This is a genomic window from Amycolatopsis heterodermiae (assembly GCF_034929455.1).
In the GTDB taxonomy this organism is placed as follows: domain Bacteria; phylum Actinomycetota; class Actinomycetes; order Mycobacteriales; family Pseudonocardiaceae; genus Amycolatopsis; species Amycolatopsis heterodermiae.
On sequence record NZ_JAYFSI010000014.1, the window covers coordinates 1 to 26,627 of the forward strand.

The 26,627-nt window shown below is 70.7% G+C and carries 24 protein-coding genes; 12 read left to right on the forward strand and 12 right to left on the reverse strand.

Features of this window, described 5'->3' with window-relative positions; genetic code table 11:
• Nucleotides 1-9: 9 nt before the first annotated feature.
• Entirely contained in the window at nucleotides 10-369 is a 360-nt protein-coding gene (locus tag VA596_RS40870; RefSeq protein ID WP_323334845.1) for a nuclear transport factor 2-like protein, read from the reverse strand.
• Complete coding sequence (locus tag VA596_RS40875) at nucleotides 366-908, reverse strand: MarR family winged helix-turn-helix transcriptional regulator (protein ID WP_323334847.1); 543 nt, start codon at nucleotides 906-908, stop codon at nucleotides 366-368. Before VA596_RS40875 ends, VA596_RS40870 begins: the two co-directional genes overlap by 4 nt.
• A gap of 84 nt (nucleotides 909-992) precedes the next feature.
• On the opposite strand from VA596_RS40875, the gene VA596_RS40880 reads away from it, so the two are divergent.
• The 4 genes from VA596_RS40880 (at nucleotide 993) to VA596_RS40895 (ending at nucleotide 4,244) form a co-directional block, all read left to right on the forward strand.
• Nucleotides 993-1,496: a hypothetical protein gene (locus VA596_RS40880; RefSeq protein ID WP_323334849.1), complete on the forward strand. Its 504-nt coding sequence runs from the start codon at nucleotides 993-995 to the stop codon at nucleotides 1,494-1,496.
• A gap of 17 nt (nucleotides 1,497-1,513) precedes the next feature.
• Complete coding sequence (locus VA596_RS40885; RefSeq protein ID WP_323334851.1) at nucleotides 1,514-1,951, forward strand: SRPBCC family protein; 438 nt, start codon at nucleotides 1,514-1,516, stop codon at nucleotides 1,949-1,951.
• A 129-nt stretch (nucleotides 1,952-2,080) separates the two neighbouring features.
• Nucleotides 2,081-3,460 carry a DHA2 family efflux MFS transporter permease subunit gene (locus VA596_RS40890; protein ID WP_323334853.1) on the forward strand — a complete coding sequence of 460 codons (1,380 nt, stop codon included), beginning with the start codon at nucleotides 2,081-2,083 and terminating at the stop codon, nucleotides 3,458-3,460.
• Nucleotides 3,461-3,545: 85 nt separating this feature from the next.
• On the forward strand, nucleotides 3,546-4,244 hold the full coding sequence (locus VA596_RS40895) for a hypothetical protein (RefSeq protein ID WP_323334855.1): 699 nt from the start codon (nucleotides 3,546-3,548) through the stop codon (nucleotides 4,242-4,244).
• Nucleotides 4,245-4,316: 72 nt separating this feature from the next.
• Here VA596_RS40895 and VA596_RS40900 read toward each other — a convergent pair whose 3' ends face one another.
• The 4 genes from VA596_RS40900 to VA596_RS40915 form a co-directional block, all read right to left on the reverse strand.
• A complete protein-coding gene (locus VA596_RS40900; protein ID WP_323334857.1) occupies nucleotides 4,317-5,975 on the reverse strand; it encodes a fumarate hydratase in 1,659 nt (552 codons plus the stop codon).
• 442 nt (nucleotides 5,976-6,417) lie between these two features.
• Nucleotides 6,418-7,446 carry a sigma-70 family RNA polymerase sigma factor gene (locus tag VA596_RS40905; protein ID WP_323334858.1) on the reverse strand — a complete coding sequence of 343 codons (1,029 nt, stop codon included), beginning with the start codon at nucleotides 7,444-7,446 and terminating at the stop codon, nucleotides 6,418-6,420.
• 275 nt (nucleotides 7,447-7,721) lie between these two features.
• Entirely contained in the window at nucleotides 7,722-8,147 is a 426-nt protein-coding gene (dtd, locus tag VA596_RS40910) for a D-aminoacyl-tRNA deacylase (RefSeq protein ID WP_323334860.1), read from the reverse strand.
• Nucleotides 8,144-9,643, reverse strand: a complete 1,500-nt coding sequence (locus VA596_RS40915) for a DUF7782 domain-containing protein (protein ID WP_323334861.1) — start codon at nucleotides 9,641-9,643, stop codon at nucleotides 8,144-8,146. The genes dtd and VA596_RS40915 overlap by 4 nt, the downstream gene beginning before the upstream one ends.
• A gap of 28 nt (nucleotides 9,644-9,671) precedes the next feature.
• Between VA596_RS40915 and VA596_RS40920 the strand changes: the two genes are divergently transcribed.
• Together VA596_RS40920 and VA596_RS40925 are read left to right on the forward strand one after the other, a co-directional pair.
• Nucleotides 9,672-10,937, forward strand: coding sequence for an amidohydrolase (locus VA596_RS40920; protein ID WP_323335352.1), 1,266 nt, complete (start codon nucleotides 9,672-9,674; stop codon nucleotides 10,935-10,937).
• Between the two features lie 17 nt (nucleotides 10,938-10,954).
• Nucleotides 10,955-11,290 carry a DUF3099 domain-containing protein gene (locus VA596_RS40925; RefSeq protein ID WP_323334863.1) on the forward strand — a complete coding sequence of 112 codons (336 nt, stop codon included), beginning with the start codon at nucleotides 10,955-10,957 and terminating at the stop codon, nucleotides 11,288-11,290.
• On the opposite strand, the gene VA596_RS40930 is transcribed toward VA596_RS40925, so the two are convergent.
• The 4 genes from VA596_RS40930 to VA596_RS40945 are packed head-to-tail and all read right to left on the reverse strand — an operon-like array spanning nucleotide 11,287 to nucleotide 14,479.
• Complete coding sequence (locus tag VA596_RS40930) at nucleotides 11,287-12,159, reverse strand: carbohydrate kinase family protein (RefSeq protein WP_323334864.1); 873 nt, start codon at nucleotides 12,157-12,159, stop codon at nucleotides 11,287-11,289. The genes VA596_RS40925 and VA596_RS40930 overlap by 4 nt on opposite strands.
• The gene (locus VA596_RS40935) at nucleotides 12,156-13,061 is read right to left on the reverse strand and encodes a pseudouridine-5'-phosphate glycosidase (protein ID WP_323334866.1); all 906 of its coding nucleotides are present in this window, start codon (nucleotides 13,059-13,061) and stop codon (nucleotides 12,156-12,158) included. The genes VA596_RS40930 and VA596_RS40935 overlap by 4 nt, the downstream gene beginning before the upstream one ends.
• A gap of 9 nt (nucleotides 13,062-13,070) precedes the next feature.
• On the reverse strand, nucleotides 13,071-13,688 hold the full coding sequence (locus VA596_RS40940; protein ID WP_323334868.1) for an HD domain-containing protein: 618 nt from the start codon (nucleotides 13,686-13,688) through the stop codon (nucleotides 13,071-13,073).
• 2 nt (nucleotides 13,689-13,690) lie between these two features.
• Nucleotides 13,691-14,479 (reverse strand): sporulation protein, encoded by a 789-nt coding sequence (locus tag VA596_RS40945; protein ID WP_323334870.1) that lies wholly within the window; start codon nucleotides 14,477-14,479, stop codon nucleotides 13,691-13,693.
• A gap of 67 nt (nucleotides 14,480-14,546) precedes the next feature.
• Here VA596_RS40945 and VA596_RS40950 point away from each other — a divergent pair, with 67 nt between their 5' ends.
• On the forward strand, nucleotides 14,547-14,789 hold the full coding sequence (locus VA596_RS40950; RefSeq protein WP_323334871.1) for a DUF3039 domain-containing protein: 243 nt from the start codon (nucleotides 14,547-14,549) through the stop codon (nucleotides 14,787-14,789).
• Between the two features lie 166 nt (nucleotides 14,790-14,955).
• On the forward strand, nucleotides 14,956-15,792 hold the full coding sequence (locus tag VA596_RS40955; RefSeq protein ID WP_323334873.1) for a hypothetical protein: 837 nt from the start codon (nucleotides 14,956-14,958) through the stop codon (nucleotides 15,790-15,792).
• 221 nt (nucleotides 15,793-16,013) lie between these two features.
• On the opposite strand, the gene VA596_RS40960 is transcribed toward VA596_RS40955, so the two are convergent.
• Both VA596_RS40960 and VA596_RS40965 read right to left on the reverse strand, forming a co-directional pair.
• The gene (locus tag VA596_RS40960; protein ID WP_323334875.1) at nucleotides 16,014-19,169 is read right to left on the reverse strand and encodes an efflux RND transporter permease subunit; all 3,156 of its coding nucleotides are present in this window, start codon (nucleotides 19,167-19,169) and stop codon (nucleotides 16,014-16,016) included.
• 88 nt (nucleotides 19,170-19,257) lie between these two features.
• On the reverse strand, nucleotides 19,258-20,436 hold the full coding sequence (locus tag VA596_RS40965) for a YihY/virulence factor BrkB family protein (protein ID WP_323334877.1): 1,179 nt from the start codon (nucleotides 20,434-20,436) through the stop codon (nucleotides 19,258-19,260).
• 210 nt (nucleotides 20,437-20,646) lie between these two features.
• Here VA596_RS40965 and VA596_RS40970 point away from each other — a divergent pair, with 210 nt between their 5' ends.
• The 4 genes from VA596_RS40970 to VA596_RS40985 all read left to right on the forward strand — a co-directional run bounded on the left by VA596_RS40970 (nucleotide 20,647) and on the right by VA596_RS40985 (nucleotide 26,627).
• Complete coding sequence (locus VA596_RS40970) at nucleotides 20,647-22,386, forward strand: DEAD/DEAH box helicase (protein ID WP_323334878.1); 1,740 nt, start codon at nucleotides 20,647-20,649, stop codon at nucleotides 22,384-22,386.
• A 702-nt stretch (nucleotides 22,387-23,088) separates the two neighbouring features.
• Complete coding sequence (locus VA596_RS40975) at nucleotides 23,089-24,228, forward strand: sugar ABC transporter substrate-binding protein (RefSeq protein WP_323334879.1); 1,140 nt, start codon at nucleotides 23,089-23,091, stop codon at nucleotides 24,226-24,228.
• A gap of 141 nt (nucleotides 24,229-24,369) precedes the next feature.
• A complete protein-coding gene (locus tag VA596_RS40980) occupies nucleotides 24,370-25,143 on the forward strand; it encodes an ATP-binding cassette domain-containing protein (RefSeq protein ID WP_323334881.1) in 774 nt (257 codons plus the stop codon).
• A gap of 20 nt (nucleotides 25,144-25,163) precedes the next feature.
• Nucleotides 25,164-26,627, forward strand: coding sequence for a sugar ABC transporter permease (locus VA596_RS40985; protein ID WP_323334883.1), 1,464 nt, complete (start codon nucleotides 25,164-25,166; stop codon nucleotides 26,625-26,627).

Genomic DNA, 26,627 nt, shown 5'->3' on the forward strand with positions numbered 1-26,627 from the left:
GCTAGGGCTTCAGCGAGTGGCGGCGGCCATGATCGGGTGCCAGCGGGTGGCGTCGAAGATCAGGGTGATCGCCTCGATCCGGCCGTCCCGCAGGCGGAAGTGCTCGGCCGTGCGCTGGGTCCCCGCCGGCGTCGCGGTGTGGACGTCGTAGACGAGCGTGGCCTCCGATTCGCCGTACAGCTCGCTGATCATCTCCACGCCGGAGACCACCTGCAGGAACCCGGCGAGCCCGGCCAGGTGGCCGTCGGCGTCCGAGCTGAGCAGCGGGCTCTGGAAGGTGAACGTGCCGGCGAGCTGCGCGGCCGCGGCGGGCACGTCGCCGTCGAACCTCGCCCGGTGGTAGGCCTGAACGGTCTCGCGGGTCGTCATGATCGGTCCTCCAGGTAGCGGGTCAGGTGGTGCTGGTTTTCCACGACACGCAGGCACAAGTGCCGCAGCAGTGCGATTTCCCCGTGCGCGAACCCGCGGAAGACGGCCGCCATGGCCGCCTGGGACGGGCGGCGGAACTCCTCGAGCCACGTCCGCCCGGCCGGGGTGATCCGGGCGAGCACGGAACGCCGGTCCGCCGGCGCGGGCACGCGCACGGCGAGTTCGCCCCGCTCGAGCGTGTCGACCAGGCCGGTCACGTTCCTCGAACTCACTCCGGCGGAAGCGGCCAGGTCCTTGATGCTGATCCCGTCCTCGCTCCCGCTGAGCCGGATCAGGACGTCGAGCGCGCCCGGGCTCAGCCCGCGGCTGTCCGTCCCGTGCGCGCGCAGGGAATCGAGGCCCCGCGAGGCCGTCCGGATCGCCGCGGCCGCTTCCAGCGGGCCGATGTCGTCGTCGACGGCGAAGTCGCCGAGGGCGGCCCGGACCCCGGGGTCGAACAGCCGGCCGTCCGGGCCGGGAGTGAAATATACGTCCTTCATGATGAAGCCGTACATTAGTACGTGCTTCCGTAGTTGTCACGATCTTCGTGCAACCCCGCGCCGGGCCCGTTCCGTCCTGGACGCATGAGGTACTTAGCGAAGGTGGTCGGAACAGGCGCGATCCTCTTGATGGCCACGGCCTGCGCCGGCCAGGACATGCCCATCAGCCAGCCCGCCGGCGACTCCGCCGCACCCTCCGGCAGCGTTTCGACGTCGCCGAGCGAGTCGGTGCTGCCGACGTCGCCCTCGGCGAACCCGCCGGGCAAACCCCGGCTCACCGTGCCCGAGGGCAGTACTCCCGTGCCCCCGGACAAGGTGGACGCGGCGGCACTGCCGGCCAACTACCCGCACGAGGTGTGGACGGCCAACGGCGGCACGATCCTCAACATCCGCGCCCAGGAGGGCGGCTGCGGCCACGCCCTCGGCGAGGCGGCCGAGCAGGCCGGTGACCACGTCGTCGTCAACCTGAGCGAGACGAAGGCGCAGACCGGCCAGATGTGCACGATGGACATCCGGTACCCGGTGATCTCGGTCGCCCTGGCCGCGCCGCTGGACCAGCGCACGGTCATCCTGAAGACCACGAAGTGATCATCTAGGCTCGGGTGATGGGAAGCCGCCAGGTCTCACGCACCGCGATCGTCGCCACGACCCCGGAGAAGATCTTCGGGCTCTTGGCCGATCCCGCCCAGCACCCGCTCATCGACGGATCCGGCACGGTCCGGGCCCCTCAGCCGGGGGGCCCGGACCGGCTCACGCTCGGCGCCAAGTTCGGCATGGACATGAAGATCGGCGCGTCCTACAAGGTCCTCAACACCGTGGTCGAGTACGAAGAGGGCCGCCTGATCGCGTGGCGCCACTTCAACGGCCACCGCTGGCGCTGGCGCCTCGAGCCCCTCGACGGCGGCCGCACCGAGGTCACCGAGACGTTCGACTGGTCGACGGCGAAGTTCCCGCTCGCGATCAGCCTCAGCCCGTTCCCGCGCAAGAACACCCAGGGCATCGAGAAGACCCTGGCCCGCCTGACGGAGCTCTTCCCGGGCTGACGGCGTGGTCCGGGTCACCCGGACCGGACGGCAATTAGTTGTACAGTGCTTAATATTGCCGCTTGCAACTAGTTTGGGGGCGTAGTGCCTCAGCCGGTCCGGCGGCGGGTGGTCCTGGCCGTCTGCTGCATGAGCCTGTTCATCGTCGGGCTCGACAACACGATCGTGAACCTCGCGCTGCCGTCGATCCGGCGCGACCTGGGCGCGTCCGTCTCGAGTCTGCAGTGGACGATCGACGCCTACACCCTCGTGCTGGCCAGCCTGCTCATGCTGTCGGGCTCGACGGCCGACCGCATCGGCCGGCGCCGGACGTTCCAGACCGGGCTGGCCCTGTTCAGCCTCGGCTCGCTGCTGTGCGGGATCGCGCCGAACATCGGGTCGCTCGTCGCGTTCCGCGCGCTGCAGGCGATCGGCGGCTCGATGCTCAACCCGGTCGCGCTGTCCATCGTCACCAACATCTTCACCGAACCCCGCGAACGCGCCCGCGCGATCGGCGTCTGGGCCGGGGTCGTCGGGCTGAGCATGGCCGTCGGGCCGGTGCTCGGCGGCGCGCTCGTCGACTGGGCGGGCTGGCGCTCGATCTTCTGGATCAACGTCCCGGTCGGCGTAGCCGCGATCGTGCTCACCGCGGTGTTCGTGCCGGAGTCGCGGTCCCCGCACCCGCGCCGGCTCGACCCGGTGGGGCAGCTGCTCGTCATCGCCCTGCTGGCGTCGGTCACCTACGGGATCATCGAAGGACGCGGCGCCGGCTGGGGTTCGCCGGAGATCATCGGCTGCTTCGTGATCGCCGCGGTGGCGCTGGCCGTGCTGCTGCCCTACGAACGCCGTCGCCGGGATCCGTTGCTGGACCTGAAGTTCTTCCGCAGCGTGCCGTTCTCCGGCGCGACGCTGACCGCCGTCACGGGGCTCGCGGCGCTGTCCGGGTTCCTGTTCCTCAACTCGCTCTACCTGCAGGACGCGCGCGGGCTGTCCGCGCTGGACGCGGGCCTGCTGACACTGCCGATGGCGGCGGTGACGGCCGTGTTCGCGCCGCTGTCCGGCCGGCTCGTCGGCGCGCGCGGGCCGCGGCTGCCGCTGGTCATCGCCGGGGCGGGGATCGCGGCGTCCGGGATCGTGCTCTCCGGGATCAACCCGACGACCTCGATTCCCGTGCTGATGCTGGGTTATGTGTGCTTCGGCGCCGGGTTCGGCATGCTCAACGCGCCGATCACGAACGCCGCGGTGTCCGGCATGCCGCGTGAGCGCGCCGGGCTCGCCGCGGCCGTCGCCTCGACCAGCCGCCAGATCGGGATCTCCCTCGGGGTGGCGGTGATCGGCGTGGTCGTCGCCGCGAGCGACGGGCTGCCGCCGGGGACCGGCCGCACCGGCTGGCTGATCATCGCCGGCTGCGGCGTGCTGGTGTTCGTGCTGGGGATCGTCACCACCGGCCGGTGGGCCCTGGCGACCGCCGCGCGCGTCAGTGGTCCGGACCACCTCGGTGAGCCCGTGACCTCGGCTTCGGGCACCTAGGCCGAAAAAGTCCTGAATCTCGGTGAACCACCTTCGTTACCGGGCCGTATTCCCGGATGAGGTGGTGATCAGAGAGGAACGGAACATGCCCCGGTTGAGTAGTGGTCGGCACCGCAAGCGAGCGACCATCGGACTGGCCGCGCTGCTGGGCGTTTCCGGCGTCACCGCGGCCGCGATCGCGCTGAGCAGCCCCGCGAGCAACGCGGCCGAGGCGCCCAAGGAGAACTGCGGGGGACTCGACACCGCGCTGCAGAACAACCTGAACTTCATCGCCGGCCAGCAGGCGAACCCGGACGCGCAGTCGGCCGCGAGGATCGCCAACCGCCAGGCGGTGGTGGACCTGATCCAGCAGCGGCGGGTGGTCGCGGGGTGCACCGCGAACGTCGTCGCGAACAACGGCCAGGCGGCGGCGCCGGCCCAGCAGGCTCCGGCGCAACAGGCGCCCGCACAGCAGGCCCCGGCACAACAGGCTCCGGCCCAGCAGGCGCCCGCGCAACAGGCGCCGGCACAACAGAACCAGAACGGTGCCGCGACGGGCAATGTCGTGTGCCCCGGCTCGACCGTGACGCTCTCGGGCGAGGCCGGCGCGCCGGCGGCGTCGAGCAACCAGTTCCCCGCGGGGACCAAGCTGAAGGTGACGAACCTCGACAACTCGAAGTCCACCACCGTGACGGTGACGTCGGTGTCGGGCAGCTGCGCGCTGCTCAACAACGCGGCCTTCGAACAGGTTCGGGAACCCGGAAAGTTCCTCATCCGGCGCGCGCGGATCGAGCGCGTCGGCTGAGGGAGCAGGGAAGGAGGGGAGCACTGGCGGCGGGCTGGTGCTCCCTTCCCTTTCCCTGTCTGCTCTTCCCGATCAGCGGAAGCTGATCTGCAGCACCGGATCGCCGGTGCTAGCGAAGAAGTCGTTGCCCTTGTCGTCGATGACGATGAACGCGGGGAAGTCCTCGACCTCGATCTTCCAGACGGCTTCCATGCCGAGCTCGGCGTACTCGAGGACGTCGACCTTCTTGATGCAGTCCTGCGCGAGCCGCGCGGCCGGGCCGCCGATCGAACCGAGGTAGAAACCGCCGTGCGCCTCGCACGCGGACGTCACCTGCTTCGAGCGGTTTCCCTTGGCCAGCATGACAAGTGAGCCGCCGGCGGCCTGAAACTGCGCGACGTAGGAGTCCATCCGCCCGGCCGTGGTCGGCCCGAACGAACCGGACGCGTAGCCCTCCGGTGTCTTCGCCGGGCCCGCGTAGTACACCGGGTGGTTCTTGAGGTACTCCGGCATCTCCTCGCCGGCGTCGAGGCGCTCGGCGATCTTCGCGTGCGCGATGTCGCGGGCGACGACCAGCGGCCCGGTCAGCGAAAGCCGCGTCTTCACCGGCAGCTGCGAGAGCTGCGCGCGGATCTCGGCCATCGGCCGGTTGAGGTCGACGGACACGACGTCGTCCGAGAGGTCCTCTTCGGTGACCTCGGGCAGGAACCGCGCCGGGTCGCGCTCGAGCTGCTCGATGAACACGCCGTCCGCGGTGATCTTGGCCTTGGCCTGGCGGTCGGCCGAGCAGGACACGGCGATGCCGACCGGGCACGAGGCGCCGTGGCGGGGGAGCCGGATGACGCGGACGTCGTGGCAGAAGTACTTGCCGCCGAACTGCGCGCCGATGCCGAACTGGCGCGTCATCTCCAGCACCTGCTGCTCGAGGCTCGGGTCGCGGAAGGCGTGGCCCAGCTCGGAACCCTCCTGCGGCAAGTTGTCGAGGTAGCGCGCCGAAGCGAGTTTTGCGACCTTCAAGTTGAACTCGGCCGACATCCCGCCGACGACGATCGCGAGGTGGTACGGCGGGCAGGCCGCGGTGCCGAGGCTGCGCAGCTTCTCGTCGAGGAACCGGGCGAGCCGCTTCGGGTTCAGGACGGCTTTCGTTTCCTGGTACAGGAACGTCTTGTTGGCGCTGCCGCCGCCCTTGGCCATGAAGAGGAACTCGTAGGCCGGGTCGTCCTGACCGTCCTTGTGGTACAGCTCGACCTGGGCCGGGAGATTGGTCCCGGTGTTGCGCTCGTCCCAGAAGTTGACCGGCGCCATCTGCGAGTACCGCAGGTTGAGCTGCTGGTAGGCGTCGAAGATGCCCCGCGACAGCGCACGCTCGTCGTCACCGCCGGTGAGAACGCCCTCGCCGCGCTTGCCGATGACGATCGCGGTGCCGGTGTCCTGGCACATCGGGAGCACCCCACCGGCCGAGATGGCGGCGTTGCGGAGCAGGTCCATCGCGACGAACCGGTCGTTGCCGCTCGCCTCGGGGTCGTCGACGATCGCGCGCAGCTGCGTCAGGTGTGACGTGCGCAACAGGTGCTGGATGTCGGTGATGGCCGTGCGCGCGAGGGTGGTCAGCGCCGCGGGGTCGATCTTCAGGAACTTCCGCCCGGCGGCTTCGAACGCCTCGACGCCCTCGTCGGTGACCAGCCGGTACTCGGTGGTGGTGTCCTTGCCCAGCGGGAGGACTTCGGTGTGCTGAAAAGTGGTGGACGGCACTGCCAGGCTCCTTTGCCAGCTCCGGGATCGGTCCACCCTACGCAGGCGGGGCCACCACGCCCCAGAGGCGTCCGGCCACTGTGTGCCACCCCACGTCCACCCACTCCGCCGGGTTTGGGTCGGGAGGCCGGGTCCACCCCGACGGACCCGACCTCCCGGGGAAAGCGCCCGGATGCGTGCACATCCAGTCGCGAGGCTTGACGCCGGACCCCATCGGCCTTGACTCGACAGTGTCGTGACGTAGGTCATAAGTCAACGCTGCCGAACGGGTGTTGCCGAGGGTTGCTACCCGCGTCATGGTGGGCCCAAACCCGGGTTTCGTGGCTTATTTTCCGATCAAGCCCCTGAACTGCGGGAACGACACCGAAGCCGGACACGAAAACGGGGCGGGCACGCACCGTGTGCGGACCCGCCCCGTTCGAGGTGGCTCTTGTTCGAGTGATCAGCTGGCGTAGGCCCGTAGCCGGTCCGCGCGCTCGCCCTGGCGGAGCTTCGACATGACCTCGCGCTCGATCTGGCGGACGCGCTCCCGGGAGAGCCCGAAGTGCTTGCCGATCTGGTCGAGCGTGCGGGGCTGGCCGTCGTCCAGGCCGTAGCGCAGCCGGATCACGTGCTGCTCGCGGTCGTCCAGCGTCGCGAGCACGCGGCGCAGGTCGTCCTGGAGCAGGCTCGAGATCACGGCGCTCTCGGCGTCGGTCGCCTCGGAGTCCTCGATGAAGTCGCCGAGCGGGGCGTCCTCCTCGGTGCCCACCGGCATGTCCAGGCTTACCGGGTCACGCGAGTGGTCGAGCAGGTCGGAGATCTTGTGCGCCGGGATGCCCGATTCGGCGGCCAGCTCCTCGTGCGTGGCGTCGCGCCCGAGCTGCTGGTGCAGGTCGCGCTTGATGCGGGCCAGCTTGTTGACCTGTTCCACCAGGTGGACGGGCAGCCGGATGGTGCGGCCCTGGTCGGCCATGCCCCGGGTGATGGCCTGCCGGATCCACCAGGTGGCGTAGGTCGAGAACTTGAACCCCTTGGAGTAGTCGAACTTCTCCACCGCGCGGATCAGGCCCAGGTTCCCCTCCTGGATCAGGTCCAGCAGCGGCATCCCCCGGCCGGTGTAACGCTTGGCCAGCGACACGACCAGCCGCAGGTTCGCCTCGAGCAGGTGGTTCTTCGCCACGTGCCCGTCACGAACCAGGGCGGACAGCTCGGTGCGGCGCTTGGAGGTGAGGTTCTCCCCGGTGTCCAGCATGTGCTGGGCGAAGACGCCGGCTTCGATGCGCTTGGCCAGCTCGACCTCGTCGGCGGCGGACAGCAGCGCCGTCTTGCCGATGCCGTTGAGGTAGACGCGGACCAGGTCGGCGGCCGGGCTCTGGGCGTCGAGGTCGGCGTCGGTGAGCGCCCCCACGCTCGGCGACTCCTCGGAGAACTGGCTCGGAATACGTTCGCGAATCCCGCGCGACTCGCGTTCGAGAGTCTGGACTGACATTCTGCCTCCCCGGTCACGGGCTGAACGTGCTGCGGTGGGTCACGCCGGGTGCGTACCCGCGGACCGAGGCCTGTGGAACCCGGTACGCCGGTCCGGCCGGCTTGGCTGGACATCTGGTGCAACGCTCCGGGTTCCCGAAACGTTCCCGGCTCGCTGAAAAGGAGACGGCTGCCGAAGCCCTGCGGTTGCTCCACCAATGCTGAGCTTTTGCTGAGAAGGGGAAACCTGAGAAGACCTTGAGAATTCGGTCAGGAAGTGAACCGTCCCGGAGTGGTCTAGACCTCTACGAGAACGGTGAACGGACCGTCGTTCACGCTCGATACCGCCATCATCGCCCCGAAACGCCCCGTTTCGACGTGCGCGCCGCGCTCGCGCAGGCCGGCGACCACGGCGTCCACCAACGGCTCCGCGACCTCCGGCCGGGCGGCCTGCGTCCACGACGGCCGCCGCCCTTTCTTCGTGTCGCCGTAGAGCGTGAACTGGCTCACCACGAGCAACGGCGCATTCACCGTGGCGCATGATTCCTCGTCACGCAGGATGCGCAACTCGTGCAATTTGCGCGCCATCGTGGCGGCCTTCGCCGCGTCGTCGTCCACGTGGATTCCCAGCAGCACAAGCAAACCGGGTTCGGTGATGGCGCCGGTCACCGCGCCGTCGACCGTGACGTCGGCCCGGGAGACCCGGGCCGCGACCGCCCTCACCGGCCCGCCGGGACGAGCATCCCGTGCCGGACGAGCTCCCGGACGACGGGCAGCGCGGCGGCCGCCAGCTCGTCCGCTTCGAGGCCCTGAGCAGCCGCGAGGAGCTCGATGAGGTCCTCCAGGGGCAGGGCGCCGCGGCAGCCCGCGAGCAGCCGCGCGGCCAGGTCGTCGACCTCGTGCTGCCAGCCGGGGCCGTCGGTGCGGTGCAGCCGCCGGATCGTCGTCGTCCAGCCTTCGTCGCCGGGCTCTTCGACGCTTTCCAGTAAAACCGTGTCGGGCACGACAAAACGGACATCGAGTAGCGAACCGGAATTGCGCAGCCATTCGACGCGGTCCAGCCAGCCGCCCGCCTCCGGGCCCAGCGGGTCGTCGTAGGCCTGCCGGAGGTCCTCGCACACCACGGTCGGCGTGCGCCCGGCCGCGCGCCGCAGCGTCACGAAACCGAAGCCGATGCCCCGGACGTCGTGGGCGGCGAACCAGTCGAGCCACGCCGCCGCCTTCGCCCGGCCTTCGGGGGAGCGCGGGTCGAGGCCCGCGTCCCGCAGCCAGGTGCCGACGTACAGCGCCGGGTCGGCGACGTCGCGCTGGACGAACCAGGCGTCGGTCTCGGCGGGCAGCCAGCGGCTCACCCGGTCGGCCCAGTCCTCCTCGCCGGTGTGCAGCCAGGAAGCCAGCAGCTGGCCGACGCCGTCGTCGTTGAGGAACCCGGGCAGCTGCCGCACGACCAGCGCGCTCGCGTCGTCGCCGGCCAGCCCGGAGTCGCGGTAGGTGTAGTCGACCCGCGCCGGCCCGACCACGAACGGCGGATTGCAGACGACCTGGTCGAACTTCCGCCGCGCGACCGGCGCGAACCACTCGCCGCGCACGAGCTCGACGTCCAGCTCGTTGAGCCGGAACGTCGCCGCGGCCAGGGCCAGCGCCCGCGTGGAGACGTCGGTGGCGGTGACGCGCTGCGCGTGCCGGGTCGCGTGCAGGGCCTGGACGCCGTTGCCGGTGCCGAGGTCGAGCAGGGTGCCGACCGGGCGGCGGGTGGTCGCGCGGATCAGCGACAGCGACGCGTGGCCGACGCCGAGCACGTGGTCCTCGGGCACGGTCGCGCCGAGGACGTCGGCGTCGAGGTCGGACACGACCCACCAGGAGCCCTCCTCGTCACCGTGCGGGCGGACGTCGAGGGCGGCCCGGTAGCCGCCGGCGACGGCGTCCAGCAGGCCCGCGGCCACGGCGTCTTCGGGGGTCAGCGGCGCGAACGCGGCCTTGACCGCGGTCTCCGGTTCGGTCCCGCCCAGCAGGAACAGCCGGATCAGCGTGCCCAGCTCACCGGCGTCCCGGCTGGCCCGGTCCGCCGGCTCGGGCTCGCCGCGGCCGAGCGCCGCGTGGGCGGCGCCGCCGAGGGCGGCCACCACGCCGTCGGCGTCGTAGGCGGTGCGCCGGAAGGCCTCGCGCAGCCGCGCGCAGACGTCGTCGTTCAGGTCGGGCAGTACGCTTCGCGTGCTCACGGTGGGTAATGCTGCCACGATGGCCCCTGTGACCCTCGACGACGTCCTCACCCCGCTCGACGCGGCGCTGCCCGAGCTCGAAGCGCTGTACATCGACCTCCACCGCCACCCCGAGCTCTCCTTCGCCGAGACGCGGACGGCGGCCGAGCTGGCCCGGCGGCTGGAGCGCGACGGCTACGAGGTGCACACCGGCATCGCCGGCACCGGGGTACTGGGCGTGCTGCGCAACGGCGAGGGCCCGACGGTCCAGCTGCGTGCCGACATCGACGGGCTGCCGGTCGAGGAGAAGACCGGGCTGTCGTACGCGAGCACCGAGCGCGGCACCGACGAGCACGGCACCGACGTCCCGGTCATGCACGCCTGTGGGCACGACATGCACGCCACCTGGCTCTCCGGCGCCGCCGCGCTGCTCGCGAAGGGCCGCGACACGTGGTCCGGCACGCTGCTGGTGGTGTTCCAGCCCGGCGAGGAGAGCGCGGGCGGCGCGTCGGCGATGGTCCGCGACGGCCTGTTCGACATCGCCGGGACGCCCGACGTCGTGTTCGGCCAGCACCTCGTGCCGGGTCCGGCGGGCTGGGTGCTCACCCGGCCCGGCGTGATCATGGCGGCCACCGACACGCTGCGGATCACCCTGTACGGCCGCGGCGGCCACGGCTCCCGCCCGGAGACCACCGTCGACCCGGCCGTGCTGGCCGCGTCCGTGGTGCTCAAGCTGCAGACGATCGTCTCGCGGGAGATCGCCGCGACCGACTCGGCCGTCGTCACCGTCGGCTCGCTGCACGTCGGCACCGCGAGCAACGTGATCGCCGACGACGCCGTGCTGGAGGTCAACATCCGGTCGTTCGACCAGGCCGTCCGCGAGCGCGTGCTGGCCGCCGTCGAGCGGATCGTCAACGGCGAGGCCGCGACGGCCGGCGCGCCCAAGGCACCCGAGATCGTCCGGTCCGGTTCCTACCCGATCACGGAGAACGACGAAGCCGCCAACAACGCCCTCGCCGAGGTCTTCCTGGCCCACTTCGGGCCCGAGGTCACGATGCCGGCGCCGCTGATCACCGGCAGTGAGGACTTCAGCGAGTTCGGCCGCGCGGCCGGCGCGCCGTCGGTGTTCTGGCTGGTCGGCGGCTTCGACCCGGAGACGGTGATCACCGCGATGACCGAGGGACGCTTCGAGCGCGACATCCCGTCCAACCACTCGCCGCGGTTCGCCCCGGTGCTGCACCCGACCCTGCGCACGGGAATCGAGACGCTCGTCGCGGCCGCGTTGAGCCGCTTGGCCCACCCCGGTGTCGCCTGAGCCGCCGGAGTGCGACCATGGACGGCGGAGGTGGTGCAGTGACCATGCCCGCCAACGACTCGGACCCGGTGCTGATCACCGGGGCGGCCCCGTCGTACGAAGAGCAGTTCAAAGCGCGCAAGCGCAAGTACGTGATCATGATGGCCTGCCGCATCCCGTGCCTGATCCTCGCCGGGCTGACCTACCACACGTGGTGGCTGGCGCTCGGCTTCCTCGCGATCTCGGTGCCGCTGCCGTGGATCGCGGTGCTGATCGCGAACGACAGCCCGCCGCGCAAGACCGAGAAGGTCAACCGCTACCAGGCCGAGCCGACCGCGATCGAGCACACCACCCACCGCGTCATCGACGGCTAGCCGGGCTGCGGGCCCACCTTCCCGACGGCCAGCGCGCCCAGCCGGGTGCCGTGGCGCAGGACGTCCACAGTGGACTCACCGGCCAGCCAGCCGGTGAGCACGCCCGCGTCGAACGCGTCGCCCGCGCCCGTCGAGTCGACGCAGTCGGCCTCGATCGCGGGCACGCTCGTGACGCCGCCGCCGTCGACCCAGCTCGCGCCGTTCAGGCCGGCCGTGACCACCACCGCGCCGACCGCGGTGAGCAGCTCCTTCGCTGAAGCCGGGTCCGCCGAACCGGTCAGCGCGACCAGTTCCTCGGTGTTCGGCATCAGCAGGTCGACCCCGCGGACGTCTTCGAGGAACGCCGCCGGGTCGGTGATGTGCGCGGCCGCCTGCGGGTCGACCGACGTCGTCAGGCCCAGCTCGCGGGCGAGCGCCAGCGCGGCGAGACCGGCGGCGCGCGACGGCGGGTCGAGCAGCACGTACCCGGACAGGTGCAGGTGGCCCGCCCCGCCCAGCGACTCCGGAGTGACGTCCTCGGGCGCGAAGCGCTGGTTCGCGCCGCGGTCGGCGAGCATGCTGCGCTGCCCGGTGGCGTCGACCATCACCACGACGCAGCACGTCGGCGCCTCGGGGTCGACGGCGAACGCGCAGCGCACGCCCGCGGCCTCCAGCTCGGCCTTGATCAGCCGGCCGCCCGGGTCGTCGCCGATGCGCGCGAGCAACGTCGTGTCCGCGCCCAGCGAACGCAGCCACAGCGCCGTGTTGGCGCCCGAGCCGCCGCCGGTGAACCGGATCTTCGCGCGGGCGTCGCCGCCGTGCGGCAACGGCTTGTCGTGCCGCGCGATCACGTCGAGCGCCGCGTCGCCGACCACCACGATGCCGGTCATGCCAGCGCCACCGCGACCTCGGCCGCCAGCTTCACGTTGTTCAGCACCAGCGCCTCGTTCGCGTCGATGCTCACCCCGCCGCTCGCGGTGTGGAAGTGCTCCAGCAGCACCGGTGTGACGTCGGAGCCGTGCACGCCCCGCTCGGCCACCAGCGCCAGGCCCCCGGCGAGCAGCCGGTCGTGCAGCTCTTTGTCCATTTCGGACACTTCGGGGATCGGGTTCGCCAGCAGGACACCGGAATCCGCGTACGCGCGGTGCGCGGTGACCACGGCGGCGACCTGCGCCGGGTCGTCGACCCGCTGGCCCACGGCGTGCCCGGACGAGCGGAGGTAGAACGCCGGGAAGTCGTCGGTGCGGTAGCCCAGCACCGGCACCGAGTTCGTTTCGAGGACTTCGAGGGTCGCCGGGATGTCGAGCACCGACTTCACGCCGGAGCAGACCACGACGGTCGGCGCCTTCGCGAGCACGCCGAGGTCCGCCGAGACGTCCCAGCTCTGCGACGCACCGACGTGCACCCCGCCGAGGCCGCCGGTGCCGAACACCCCGATCCCGGCCGCAGCGGCCAGCGCCGACGTGCTCGCCACGGTTGTCGCGCCCGAGCGGCCGAGGCCGACGGCCGGGCCGATGTCGCGCAGCGACAGCTTGTCCAGCCCGGCGTCCGGCGCGCAGATGCGTTCCAGCTCGGCGGGGGAGAGGCCGACGACGACCCGGCCGTCGAGCACCGCGATGGTGGCCGGGACGGCACCGCCGTCGCGCACCACGCGCTCGAGGCGGCGGCCGACGTCGAGGTTGCGGCCCGGCGGCAGGCCGTGGGACAGGATGGTGCTCTCCAGCGCGACGACGGGGTGCCCGTCACGCAGCGCGGAAGCGACTTCTTCGTGCAGGTTGAGTGGGGTGGTCACGAGGAACCATCATCGGTGATCGGGTCGCCCGCGGCGCCAGCGGGTCAGCTCGGCGGTCAGGTTCATTTCCGCGGCCCTCGCCCAGCGTGCCCGCGCGGCTTCGCTGCGGTAGAGCGTCCGCGAGAGCATGCCTTCGAGGACGGCGATGCGTCCCTCGCGCCAGACGTCGTCGGGGTACTTCGCGTACTCCTGGCGCACGGCCTCGGCGTAGACCGCGTACTGCGCTTCGGACGCGCCGAGGATCGCGAGGTCGGCGTCGAGCAACGCGGTGGCGAGGTGGTCGCCGGCCGGTGCGTCGTGCTTGATCGTGGCGAGGATCAGGCCTTCGACGCGCTCTATGTGCTCTTCCCGGACGCCTTCCAGCGCTTCGCGGGCCCACGCGGCACTGGCGCGTTCGTCTTCACCGGGCTTCGCGTCGTAGACGACGTCGTGCGTCCAGGCCGCGACGGCGACGACGGCCCGATCGGTTTCGCCGAGACCTTCGGCCAGCCAGGCGGAGTCCCGCGCGACGGCCGTCGCGTGCGCCAGCGTGTGGTAGCGGCGATGGGGCTCGCCGTAGCGGGCTTCGAGCCGGGGCCAGGCGTCGGAGGTGCCGCCCAGCGTGGCGATCGCTGCGGGCCAGTCCACGGCTAGTCGAAGATCCCGCGCGGCCGGGCCACCTGGTCGAACCAGTCTTCGAGCTGCTTCTCCCAGTTCACGTCCGGCTTCATCGTGAACAGGCCGAGGAAGTCCTGGCCACGGCCGCCGAAGCCGCCGGTCTTGCTCACCCGGACGCGCTTGGTGACCTCCAGGACGACGTCGGTGCGTTCCGGCGACGTCAGGAACGTGACCGCGACCTGGGAAAAGATGCTCGCGAAGCGCGGCGAAGGCGCGAAGCGGATCTCCTGGAAGAAGGCGAGCTGCTGGTTCGCGCCGTTGATCCGGCCCTGCTCGAGGATCGCCTCGCGGAAGACGAACCCGGTGCGGCTCAGCGCGTCGAGGACCCGCTTCTGCGCCGGGATCGGCTCGATCGCGACGGCGTCGGCGTCGAACGGGTCGGAGACGGCGGCCGCCAGATCCAGCTCGGCCCGCACGCCGACCGCCGTTCCGGTCAGCGGCTTGCCGAAGACGCTGGTGACCGGCGTCTCCCAGGGCAGCGGGATCTCGAACGGCACCCGCACCTGCTGGCCGGCGCGGATCGTCTCGTGGCCGACGAGGTGCTGGGAGCCGAAGGGGAGGTCTTCGGTCTTGTCCTCGCCGGGGACCTGGACGCGGGCCAGCAGCGTCACGTCCAGGCCGTTGATCTCCTGGTCGACCTCGCCGCCGAGCAGCAGGACCTCGCCGTGCAGCGGGCGGCCGGGGGCGGCCGTGCGGTCGAGCAGGCGGGCGTCGATCTTCGCGCCGCCCGAGCCGAACGTCGCGAGCACCTTCTGGAACATGCCGCCGATCCTGCCAGGTCGAGGGGCTTTCGTACGCGCTTCCGGGGGACTGGGGCACAATGGCCGGGTGAGCACCGAGACGCTGACGAAGCCGGAAACCACGCCCGAGGGCACGGACACCACCGACGACGACACCCCGAAGATGTTCCACTACGTGAAGAAGGCCAAGATCGCCGAAAGCGCGGTCATGGGCAACCACGTGGTGGCGCTCTGCGGCGAGGTCTTCCCGGTGACGAAGTCGCCGAAGCCCGGTTCGCCGGTCTGCCCGGCCTGCAAGGAGATCTTCGACGGCCTGCGCAAGGGCGACTGACCTCCTCCCGTGACCCCGGCGGACGCGCGTCCGCCGGGCGGCGGTGTGTCCAGAACGGGACAGATCGCCGAATAAACGTGAAAATCATTCATTCGTCGGGTGTGCGACGCCCGGGAGTGCTGGTAAATCCTGCTCGCCAGGTTTTCCCACTCCCACCGGAGGCGTCATGCGCAGAACCGGGATCGTCGTCGCCGTAGCCGCCCTGCTCACCGTGTTCGCGCCCGCGCTCGCGCAGGCCGTCACGGGCTGGTCGGAGGTCGGCAAGGACCAGGCCCGCGCCCTCGACGAGAGCCAGGGCCTCGCCACGATCGTCCGCCCGTCGGGCACCACCATCCGCTACACCGGGATCAGCACCATCCCGGCCGACCTCAGCTCGCAGGGCTGGAACCACGTCGGCGACCCCGGCTCCGCGCAGGGCTGGTACGTCGAGCCCTACCAGCGCGACGACCGGGGCGCGAAGCTCTTCCGCGTCCAGGCCCCGGACGGCACCTGGGCGAACTACAAGCACAACCTCGAGTCGTGGGAAGCGAACAACAACTCGTTCGCCGCGGTCTCGCCGGACGCGCGCTGGCTGGTCGCGGGCGAGTACGGCACCATGGACCGCCTCCTGGTCCACCCGATGCCCGGCGTGGTGGCCACCGACCCGGCGCAGAACCTGCCGTACGCGTCGGCGATCCGGCTCGACCACCCGGTGCGTGACGTCCAGGGCTGCGACTTCCAGACCGCGACCCGGCTGCTGTGCTCGTCCGACGACCCGGACGGCAGCCTCTTCGGCACGACCAAGCCGCTGCTGCAGGTCGACCTCGCCGGCGGGCTCAACGGCTCCGACGTCACCGGCCACGTCACCTCGCTCGGCCAGCTGCCGCTGCGCAGTGGCTGCTCGGGCACGTTCGAGGTCGAGGGCATCGACTTCGACGAACGCGACAACACCCTGCGGGTGATCGTGATGTCGCCGAGCATCTGCATCCTCTTCGACAGCATGACCTACCGCTTCAAGCAGTAGCCGCGCCTCGGTGTGTCGTCGCTTCAATCACGCGTGCCGACTCCCGGATCACGCGAGTCGGCGTTCTGATCACGGACGACACGCGTACCCAGACGGCGAACACGCGTACCTAGACGGCGAACACGCGTACCTGGACGGACGACACGCCGCACCCGGCTCGGGTGCGGCGTGTCGTCCATCGGTGTACGCGTGTCGTCCGCGCAGGTACGCGTGTCGTCCGGTCAGGCGGTGGGGGCGGGGTCCAGGGACTCCGACTCCGGCGCCTTCGCCGGCGTCCGGCGAGCCTCGCGCCGGGCCTTCCGGCGTTCCTTGCGGGTCTCGACCATCGTGTAGAGGGTCGGGACCAGCACCAGCGTCAGCAGCGTCGAGCTGACCAGGCCGCCGATCACCACGATGGCCAGCGGCTGGCCGATGAACCCGCCCTGGCCGGTGATGCCCAGCGCCATCGGGATCAGCGCAAAGATCGTCGCCGCCGCGGTCATCAGGATCGGCCGCAGCCGGCGCCGGCCGCCCTCGGTGACGGCGTCGGCGACGCTCATCCCCTCGGCGCGGTACTGGTTGATCAGGTCGATCAGCACGATCGCGTTGGTGACGACGATCCCGACCAGCATCAGCATGCCGATCAGCGACGGCAGGCCGAGCGCGGTGCCGGTGGCCAGCAGCAGCCCGATCGCGCCGGTCGCCGCGAACGGGATCGACACGAGCAGGATCAGCGGCTGGATCAGGCTGCGGAACGTCGCCACCATGATCAGGAACACGATCGCGATGGCCGCGAGCAGCGCCAGGAAGAGGTTCGAGAACGCCTCCTGCTGGTCCTGGCTCACGCCGCCGAGCGAGTACGCCGCGCCGCCGGTGAAGGTGAGACCGTCCAGTTTGGACTGGATGTCCGCGGTCGTCTTGCTCAGGTTGTCACCGGTGTTCTTCGCCGTGACGGTGGTGCTGAGGTCGCCGCCGGTGCGGTGCACCGACGCCGGTCCGTCCACAGTGGACACCTTGGCCACCTCGTCGAGCCGGACGACGCCGGCCGGGCCGGGGATCGGCAGGCCCTTCACCTGGTCCACGGTCACCGGCGCGGTGCCGGCGCGCAGCACGACGTCCGTGCGCTGCCCGTCGACCGGGAGCTGCGTCACCGTGCGCCCGGCGATCGCCTGGTTGGCGATCTGGCCGATGGTGCTCGCCGACAGCCCGTGCGCGGCGGCCGCGGCGGCGTCCACCTCGACCTGCACCCGCGGCGAGCCGACGGACAGGTCGCTGGTCACCTCGGTCAGCCCGGAAACCCCTTGCAGCGCCTGCTGCACCTGGTCGGACGCGGGCTTCAGCGCGGCCTCCGACGGCGCGGTCACGGTGACCGAGACCTGGTCGGAGTTGAACCCGGAGGCGTCCGCGCCGATCTTGATCTCACCCAGCTCGGGCCGCGACGTCAGCTTGTCGCGCAGCCGGCTCGACAGCGCGTCGAGGTCGGTGTCCTTCGCGACGGTGACGGAGATGCTGGTCGACGTGCCGCCGCCCCCGAAGCCGCCGAACCCGCCGCCACCGCCGACGCTGACCTGGTAGGTCTGCACCGCGGGCTCGGCGGCCAGGGCCTGCTCGACCGCCGTGGCGGCCTTCTCCTTGGCCTCGACGCTGGTGCCGGCGGGCAGCTTCTGCGTCATGTTCAGCGTGGTGCCGCCGGACTGGTCGAGGAAGTTGGTGTTCAGCCGGGTCGCGAGGCCGACCGTGCCGGCGAAGATCAGCAGCGCCAGCAGGACGACGGTCAGCCGCCGCTTGGTGGCGAACCGGATCACCGGCAGGTAGGCGCGCTGCAGGAGGCCGCGGCGTTCCTTCTCGACGGCGGCTTCGCGCGCCCGCTCGGCTTCGATGGCGTCCGCCGGGATCGCGGGCTGCTTGAGGAACCAGTACGCGAGCACCGGGACCACGGTCAGCGACACGAGCAGCGAGGCCAGCAGCGCCACCGTCACCGTGATGGCGAACGGCGAGAACAGCTCCCCGACGAACCCGCCGACGAACGCGATCGGCAGGAACACCGCGACGGTCGTCAGCGTGGACGACGTCACCGCGCCGGCCACCTCGCGGACGCCGTCGAGCACCGCCCGCTGCATCTGTTCGCCGTACGCGAGGTGGCGTTTGATGTTCTCCAGCACGACGATCGAGTCGTCGACCACCCGGCCGATCGCGATGGTCAGCGCGCCGAGGGTGAGCAGGTTCAGCGACAGGTCGCCGGTCCACAGCGCGAGCAGCGCGACGACCACCGACAGCGGGATCGACACCGCGGTCACCAGCGTCGAGCGCACCGACAGCAGGAACAGCAGGATCACGATCACCGCGAACGCCAGGCCCAGCAGGCCTTCGGTGGTCAGGCCGCTGATCGCGTCCTTCACCGGCGTGCCCTGGTCGAACACGACGCTCATCTCGGAGCCGGTCTTCTTCGCCAGGTCGGGCAGCTTGTCGCGCACCGCCTGGGAGATCGCGACGGCGTTCCCGTTGTCCACCATGGTGATCGACAGGCCGAGGCTCGGCTTGCCGTTGGTGCGCGTGATCGACGTCGCCGGCGCGAAGCCGGTCTGGACGTCGGCGACGTCACCCAGCTTCACCGGCCCGCGCGCCGGCGTGCCCTGGCGGGACGCGCCGGAAGCCGCGCTGGGCGTGAGGTACAGGTTGCGGATCGTGTCCACAGTGGTCTGCCCGCCGCCGACCTGGACCGACAGCGTCTTGTCGCCCTCGGTCAGCGTGCCGGCCGGGACCGCGGCGCCCGCCGTCTGCAGCGTCGTGGCGATCGACGCCGGGTCGACCCCGGCGGCGGCCAGCTTCGCGTAGTCGAGGGTGATGGTGACGCGCGGCTGCTGCACGCCGGTGACGGTGACCGTGCGGACGCCGTCGATCTTCCGCAGCTCCGGCGCGACCTGGTCGGTCAGCGCGGGGGCCAGCTTCTGCGGGTCGCCGGCGGTGCCGGCGGCGACCAGGACGACCGGCAGGTCGTCGGTGCTGCCCGCGGACACCGACGGCGCGGAGTTCTGCGGCAGCCGCGGCTGGACCTGGTTCACCACCTGCTGGATCTGCGAGACGGCGGCGTCGATGTCGGTCCCGAACGCGAACTGCGCGACGATCCGCGACACCCCGTCGGACGACGTCGAGTTGAGCTGCTCCAGGCCCTTCAGGCCCTGGAGACCGCCTTCGAGGGGCTCGGTGACCTGCTTGTCGACCGCGTCCGGCGACGCGCCCGCGTACGCCGTGACGATCTGCGCCTGCGGGAACTGCAGCGACGGGAACAGCTGCTGCTTGATCTGCGGCAGCGCGAAGGCGCCGAAGCCGACGACGACGAGCGCGAGCAGGCCGATCAGGCTTCGGTTGCGCAGGCTCAATCTGGCCAGCACGGACATGACTTGGGAACCCCCTAGGGAACGACGCGGCGGCCGATGCCTGCGCGCACGACCCGCAGAGCCTCCCATGTCCGAACTGAGGAGCGACTCAGTCTGTGGGTGGATTCCGGGTGGTCCCTTCGGATGACGCTCCACCCTGAGCAGCGCTGGGTGCCGGTTCCGGTGCGCTGGGTGACGACGGTCCGTCCTCATCGGACGGTGCCTCGCCGCCGGGCTCCGCGGCGCCGTTGGCGTCCTCGGGGCGGGGACGGCGCAGCGGCGTCGTCGACCGCTCCCAGAGCTTGCGCCCCTCCTCCGAACGCAGCCGCTCGGAGGCGCGTTCCATCTCCAGCCGGCGCCACTTGCGGCGCTGCCGCCGGGTCGCCTTCGCCGGCCACAGCTCCTGGATCGCGCTGTTGAAGTAGGCGCCGCCGACCACGGCCAGCCCGATGAAGAACATCAGCAGCAGGAACGCGATCGGCGCGGCCAGCGCGCCGTAGGTGTAGCCGGTCTTGGTGATCCAGTTGAGGTAGACGCGCAGGCCGACCGAGGAGAGCAGGAACACGACCATGGCCAGCACCGCGCCCGGCAGCCCGCGGTGCCACGGCAGCTTCCGCGGCAGCGCGAGCTTGTACAGCGTGGTCAGCGCGAGGGTGATCACCACACCGAGCGTCGGGAAGTAGAGCGCGCCCACCCACGCCGACACGGTCGGGCGCCAGTCGCCGGGGAAGAACTCGGGCAGCAGGTCCGGGCCGATCGCCAGCAGCGGCAGCCCGACCACCAGGATCACCAGGCCGCAGAGGTACAGCAGCAGGGCGAAGATCCGCTGCCAGACGTCGTTGCGGACGCCGTACTGGTCGTGCGCGACGGTGATCGCGTCCACGAACGACGACATCGCCGACGAGCCGGCCCACAGCGAGATCAGGAAGCCGACCGAGACGATCTCGCCCTTGCCCACGGTGAGGATGCTGTTCACGGTCGGTTCGATGATGTCCTGGACGGCGTTGGCGCTGAAGACCGTCCGGCAGAAGCCGATGATCCGGTCGTGCACCTGGGCCACGACGTCCTGGCCGAACCACTCGCCGACGAAGCCCAGGCTGCCCAGCAGCCCGAGCAGCAGCGGCGGCAGCGAGAGCGTCTGCCAGAAGGCCGCCTCCGCGGCCTCCGAGAAGATGTTGCCCTCCCACGCCTTGCCGAGCGTGCGCGTGACGAGACGCCACGGCCCCTTGCGGGCCACCTTCGCCGTTTCGTTCACGGCAACGACCTCACCCATGACGGTGTCCAGCATGGTCCATCCGTGGAGATTTGGCTCGTCACGCCCCCTGCGTCCGGGCGTGTCGGGTGACATCACCCGTGCCGGTGCCCGGAACTGTCGGACCCGGCCGGTAGACTCGCTGGAGTGCCCTCACCGCAGTCGCCGACACGGAAGTCGGTACCACAGTGAGGGTTTTCGCACGTCAAAGCACGTGAATGGCACTTTGAGCGAGGGGGGACCGGCATGACGGGGACGCAGCTCGGGGCGCCTCCCGCGGAGAAGGACTCGACCGCGCGCCCGCTGCGGGCGTGGCAGCGGCGGGCACTGACCAAGTACCTGACCACGGGCCCCAAGGACTTCCTCGCGGTGGCGACGCCCGGCGCCGGCAAGACCGTGTTCGGCCTCCGGATCGCCGCGGAACTGCTGTCCGACCGCACGATCGAGGCGGTCACCATCGTCACGCCGACCGAGCACCTGAAGCACCAGTGGGCGGCGTCGGCGGCCGCGGCCGGGATCCAGATCGACTCGAACTTCCGCAACACCACCGGCGTCACGTCGTCGGACTACAACGGCGTCGCGCTGACGTACGCGCAGGTCGCGGCCCACCCGACGCTGCACCGGGTGCGCACCGAGAACCGCAAGACGCTGGTCATCCTCGACGAGATCCACCACGGCGGCGACGCGAAGTCCTGGGGTGACGCGATCCGCGAGGCCTTCACCCCGGCCGTGCGGCGCCTGTGCCTGACCGGGACGCCGTTCCGCAGTGACGACTCGGCCATCCCGTTCGTCACCTACGAGCCCGACGCCGGCGGCTTCCAGCGCAGCAAGTCCGACCACTCCTACGGCTACGCCGACGCGCTGGCCGACGGCGTGGTCCGGCCGGTCGTCTTCCTCGCCTACTCGGGTGAGGCCTCCTGGCGCACCAGCGCGGGGGAGGAGTTCACCGCCCGGCTGGGCGAGCCGCTGACGGCGGAGCAGAACGCCCGGGCGTGGCGCACGGCGCTCGACCCGTCCGGCGAGTGGATCCCGGCGGTGCTGCACGCGGCCGACACGCGGTTGTCGCAGGTCCGCCAGAGCGTGCCGGACGCGGGCGGCCTGGTGATCGCCACCGACCAGGAGTCGGCGCGCGCGTACGCGAAGATCCTGGAACGGCTCTCGGGGGAGATGCCGACGCTGGTGCTCTCCGACGATCCGAAGGCCTCGGGCCGGATCAAGGAGTTCTCCGAGACGAACGAGCGCTGGATCGTGGCCGTCCGGATGGTCTCCGAAGGCGTCGACGTCCCGCGGCTGTCCGTGGGTGTGTACGCCACGAGCGCGTCGACCCCGCTGTTCTTCGCCCAGGCGATCGGCCGCTACGTGCGGGCGCGGAAGAAGGGGGAGACGGCGAGCGTCTTCCTGCCGTCCGTGCCGGTGCTGCTGGAGCTGGCCAGCGAGCTGGAGGCGCAGCGCGACCACGTGCTGGGCAAGCCCCACCGCGAGCAGGAGGGCTGGGAGGACGAGCTCCTGGCCCAGGCCAACCGCACCGAGGACGAGCCGGGCGAGGAGGAGAAGGCGTTCACCTCGCTGGGCGCCTCGGCCGAGCTGGACCAGGTGATCTACGACGGCAACTCCTTCGGCACGGCCGTCTTCTCGGGATCGGACGAGGAGCAGGAGTACCTGGGCCTGCCCGGCCTGCTGGAGCCCGACCAGGTCCGCGCGCTGCTGCGCAAGCGGCAGGAAGAGCAGATCGCCGACGAGAAGCGCCGCAAGCCCAAGGCGGAAGAAGCGGCCCCGCCGGCCCCGGCCCGCGCGGCCTCGGTGAGCGAACGCCTCGGCGCGCTGCGCAAGGAGCTGAACGCCCTGGTCGGCATGTACCACCACCGCACCAAGAAGCCGCACGGCGCGATCCACAACGAGCTGCGCCGGGTGTGCGGCGGCCCGCCGACCGCGATGGCGACGATGGAGCAGCTCGAAGAGCGGATCGTCACCCTTCGCTCCTGGTGAGCCCCGGCGGATCCACGTGGGGCCGTCGAACGCCCCAAGGCGGTAAGGCGGCCCTGGGCGTGGCAGACGCACCGAAGGGCCCCCTTGGGGCGCTCGGATCGGCGCCAGGCGCGTCGCCGCCGGGCTCACCTCGCGGACCCCACCGGATGAGGCCATGTAGCCCGGGAGGCTGAACTCCGGGTGGTCACCCTCCGCTCCCGGCGCCACCTGCGGAAACCCGTCCAGGATCTGTGACGCTGCGTACCGGCCTGTCACCTCGGTCCTGCCCGTTTCCCCGGGCCTGGAGGACCGGGAGGGCAGTCCTTCCGAAAGGTTTCGCAAGTCGGCGACCAGGCGCGGGCGTGACCGGTGGGATCACCACGAACTCCGGCGCCGCCCACGCTCGGTACCCGGCGGGTCCGCGGCCGGAGTACCTTCGCGTCTTCAAGAAACCTGGATGTAACACACGGTGAGTGCTGGCGATCACATCGTCAGCGGATCTACTCTTTCCGGGCGAGGTTCAGCGCGTGTTGCCGAACCGTGTCCAATTGGTGTCATTTAATCGATCCAGCTATCTTCCCCGCAGCCGCTCAGCGGCATATGTTGTCGCCCACAACATATGCGCGTCGGTGCGCCGGGGGCTCCTCCGGATCGCCGCCGCGCAAGGCCCGAGACGACGTCGAGGGCCACTCGTCACAATGCTTGGATCCGGAAGGAACGAGGATGCGCAGCAGAACCCTTACCCTCCTCGCCGCCACGGTGAGCACCGGCCTGGTGCTGACCGCTTGCGGTGCAAACAGTTCGGACAGCGGGGGCACGGGGAGCAGCTCCGCTTCCTCGTCCGCCCCGGCCGCCGCCGGCGGTGCCTCCGGCAAGGTCGGTGTCATCCTGCCGGAGACCGCCACCTCGGCCCGCTGGGAAGCCTTCGACAAGCCGATGCTGACGGCCGCGCTGACGGCCCAGGGCTTCGAGGTCGACGTCCAGAACGCCCAGGGTGACAACCAGAAGTTCTCCACCCTGGCGGACGGCTTCATCAGCTCCGGCGTCAAGGTCCTGGTCATCGCCCCGGGTGACCCGGCCGTCGGTGCCGCGGTCGAGGCCAAGGCGAAGACCGCGGGCATCCCGGTCATCGACTACGACCGCCCGAGCCTCGGCGGGTCCGCCGACTACTACGTCTCGTTCGACAACGAGAAGGTCGGCCAGCTGCAGGGCCAGGCCATGGCCGACGCGCTGAAGAGCAAGCCGGGCGCGGGCTTCGTCCAGATCGAGGGCGCCCCGACCGACAACAACGCCACGCTGTTCACCAAGGGCCAGGACTCCGTCCTCGACCCGCTGGCCTCGGCGGGCACGCTCAAGCGGATCCAGAAGCAGCCGATCAACGACTGGGACAACCAGCTCGGCGGCACGACGTTCGAGCAGATCTTCACCTCCAACGGCGGCAAGGTCGACGGCGTCGTCGCGGCGAACGACGGCCTGGCCGGCGCGGTCATCACCATCCTCAAGAAGAACGGCCTCAACGGGAAGGTCCCGGTCACCGGCCAGGACGCCACCGCCGACGGCCTGATGGCGGTCATGCGCGGCGACCAGTACATGACGGTCTTCAAGCCGATCAAGCAGGAGGCGGAGTCCACCGCCAAGCTGGCCGCCGCCCTCGCCAAGGGTGACACCGCCGGTGCTGCCGCGATCGCCACGGGCACGCTCCACGACCCGAAGGGCAACCGCGACATCAAGTCGGTGCTGCTGACGCCGCAGACGATCCTCGCGAAGGACGTCAAGACCGTCGTCACCGAGGGCTACGTGAAGGCGAGCGAGATCTGCGGTGGCGACCTCGCCGCCAAGTGCGCCACGCTCGGCATCTCCTGAGCCGCCGGCAGTACCCATGAACAGCCGGGCCGGGACGCGCACCCCGACGGCGCGTCCCGGCCCGGTCCCCACTCCCCGCTTGCAGGACCGCCTGGCCCGAGCGGCGGCACAGGGCAGCAGAAATTCGGAGAAATGCCATCCATGAGTGAGCCCATCCTCGAGATCAAGGGCCTGAACAAGAGCTTCGGCCCCGTCCACGTCCTCCACGACGTGGACTTCGACGTGCGTGCGGGCGAGGTCACCGCCCTGGTCGGCGACAACGGCGCCGGCAAGTCGACCCTCGTCAAGTGCATCGCCGGCATCCACCCGTACGACTCGGGGGCCGTGCGGTTCAACGGCAAGGACACCCACATCCGCGGCCCGCGCGACGCGGCGGACCTCGGCATCGAGGTCGTCTACCAGGACCTCGCGCTGGCCGACAACCTCGACATCGTCCAGAACATGTTCCTCGGCCGCGAGCGCGGCAGCTCGTGGAAGCTGGACGAAGCCAGCATGGAGAAGGCCGCCCGCGAAACGCTGGCCTCGCTCTCGGTCCGGACCGTCAAGTCCGTGCGCACCCCGGTCTCCTCGCTGTCCGGTGGCCAGCGCCAGACCGTGGCCATCGCCAAGTCGGTGCTGTGGAACAGCAAGGTCGTCGTCCTCGACGAGCCGACCGCCGCCCTCGGCGTCGCGCAGACCCGGCAGGTGCTCGACCTCGTCCGCCGGCTGGCGGAGCAGGGCCTGGGCGTCGTGCTGATCAGCCACAACATGGCCGACGTGTTCGAGGTCGCCGACCGCATCTCGGTCCTGTACCTCGGCCGCCTCGTCGCCGAGGTGCACACGAAGGACGTCAGCCACGGCCAGGTCGTGGAACTGATCACCGCGGGTCGCTCCGGTGACCTCGGCCTTGCCCGGCCCGAAGCCGTGGTCCTGTGAGCGGGAAGAAAGAACCGGAAATGACTGAAACCCCTGCCAAGCACGAGGTCGGCAGCCCCGCCGACGCGCTCGCGCAGACCCAGAACCCCACCGCGGCGATCACCGACTTCGGCATCGACACGACATCGATGTCAACCGGCGAAGCGCTGCGTGACTACTTCGCCCGCATCCGAGCCGGCGAGCTCGGCTCGCTGCCGTCCCTGTTCGGCCTGCTCGTGCTGGTGATCCTGTTCAGCGCGCTGTCGGACAACTTCTTCACGCTGGCCAACATCGCCAACGTCTTCCCGCAGGGCGCGGGCGTGATCATCATCGCGATGGGCATCGTCTTCGTGCTGCTGCTCGGCGAGATCGACCTCGCCGCCGGTGTGGCGTCCGGCACCGCCGCGTCGGTGATGGCCCTGCACTACGTGCACGCGGGGAACCTGCTGGGCTCCATGGGATCCGGCGTGTTCATCACGTTCATCGCGGTCCTCGCCGCGGCCATGCTGCTGTCGGCCTACCAGCGGATCTGGGGCGGTGCCGCGCTGTCGCTGGTCGGCTTGCTGATCGTCGCGATCGGCGTCCCCGCCAACGCCTGGCTGGAGATCCTGCTGGCCATCTGCGTCGGCACCGCGATCGGCTGCATCACCGGCTTCCTGGTGTCGAAGATCGGCATGCCGTCCTTCGTCGTGACGCTGGCGCTGTTCATCGTGTGGCAGGGCGTCCTGCTGCAGTTCATCGGTGAGGGCGGCACGATCGGCATCACCAACTCGGACATCCTGTACAAGATCTCCAACGGCAACCTGGACGTCCTCGGCAGCTGGATCTTCTTCCTCGTCGCGGCCGGCGGGTTCGCGGTGATCACGCTGCTCAGCCACTTCCGGCGGCTCCAGCGTGGCCTGGTCGTCCAGCCGACGGCGCTGGTGCTGGTCAAGGTCGGCGCGCTCGTCGTGCTGTCGGCGCTGGGCACCTGGCTGCTGACGATCAACCGTTCGCCGAACAAGGCCGTCGTGACGATCGAGGGCGTCCCGTACGTCATCCCGGTCATGCTGGTGCTGCTGGTGGCCGGGACCTACGTGCTCAACCGGACCAAGTACGGCCGGTACGTCTACGCGGTCGGCGGCAACAAGGAAGCCGCCCGCCGTGCCGGTATCGACGTGCCGAAGATCCGGGCGAGCGTGTTCATCATCGGCTCGGCGGTCGCCGCCATCGGCGGCATCGTCGCCGCGTCGAAGGTCGGCTCGGTCAGCCCGCAGTCCGGTGGCCTCAACACGCTGCTGTACTCGGTCGGCGCGGCCGTCATCGGCGGCACGTCGCTGTTCGGCGGCAAGGGCCGCGTGGCCGACGCCGTCGTCGGTGGTCTCGTGATCGCCGTGGTCATCAACGGTCTGGGCCTGCTCAAGCAGCCTGCCGCGGTGGTCAACATCGTCACCGGCCTGGTCCTCCTGCTCGCCGCCACGGTCGACGCGCTGTCGCGGCGCCGCGCGGCTGCGTCGACGCGCTGA

Excerpts from the sequence above, each read along its gene's own strand:
- VA596_RS40905 (WP_323334858.1), bottom strand. The coding sequence starts at position 7,446 with ATGTCAGTCCAGACTCTCGAACGCGAGTCGCGCGGGATTCGCGAACGT.
- VA596_RS40880 (WP_323334849.1), top strand. The coding sequence starts at position 993 with ATGAGGTACTTAGCGAAGGTGGTCGGAACAGGCGCGATCCTCTTGATG.
- VA596_RS40885 (WP_323334851.1), top strand. The coding sequence starts at position 1,514 with ATGGGAAGCCGCCAGGTCTCACGCACCGCGATCGTCGCCACGACCCCG.
- VA596_RS40925 (WP_323334863.1), top strand. The coding sequence starts at position 10,955 with ATGGACGGCGGAGGTGGTGCAGTGACCATGCCCGCCAACGACTCGGAC.
- VA596_RS40960 (WP_323334875.1), bottom strand. The coding sequence starts at position 19,169 with ATGTCCGTGCTGGCCAGATTGAGCCTGCGCAACCGAAGCCTGATCGGC.
- VA596_RS40895 (WP_323334855.1), top strand. The coding sequence starts at position 3,546 with ATGCCCCGGTTGAGTAGTGGTCGGCACCGCAAGCGAGCGACCATCGGA.
- VA596_RS40980 (WP_323334881.1), top strand. The coding sequence starts at position 24,370 with ATGAGTGAGCCCATCCTCGAGATCAAGGGCCTGAACAAGAGCTTCGGC.
- VA596_RS40965 (WP_323334877.1), bottom strand. The coding sequence starts at position 20,436 with ATGCTGGACACCGTCATGGGTGAGGTCGTTGCCGTGAACGAAACGGCG.
- VA596_RS40985 (WP_323334883.1), top strand. The coding sequence starts at position 25,164 with ATGACTGAAACCCCTGCCAAGCACGAGGTCGGCAGCCCCGCCGACGCG.
- VA596_RS40970 (WP_323334878.1), top strand. The coding sequence starts at position 20,647 with ATGACGGGGACGCAGCTCGGGGCGCCTCCCGCGGAGAAGGACTCGACC.
- VA596_RS40955 (WP_323334873.1), top strand. The coding sequence starts at position 14,956 with ATGCGCAGAACCGGGATCGTCGTCGCCGTAGCCGCCCTGCTCACCGTG.
- VA596_RS40875 (WP_323334847.1), bottom strand. The coding sequence starts at position 908 with ATGAAGGACGTATATTTCACTCCCGGCCCGGACGGCCGGCTGTTCGAC.
- VA596_RS40870 (WP_323334845.1), bottom strand. The coding sequence starts at position 369 with ATGACGACCCGCGAGACCGTTCAGGCCTACCACCGGGCGAGGTTCGAC.
- VA596_RS40930 (WP_323334864.1), bottom strand. The coding sequence starts at position 12,159 with ATGACCGGCATCGTGGTGGTCGGCGACGCGGCGCTCGACGTGATCGCG.
- VA596_RS40975 (WP_323334879.1), top strand. The coding sequence starts at position 23,089 with ATGCGCAGCAGAACCCTTACCCTCCTCGCCGCCACGGTGAGCACCGGC.
- VA596_RS40945 (WP_323334870.1), bottom strand. The coding sequence starts at position 14,479 with ATGTTCCAGAAGGTGCTCGCGACGTTCGGCTCGGGCGGCGCGAAGATC.
- VA596_RS40890 (WP_323334853.1), top strand. The coding sequence starts at position 2,081 with ATGAGCCTGTTCATCGTCGGGCTCGACAACACGATCGTGAACCTCGCG.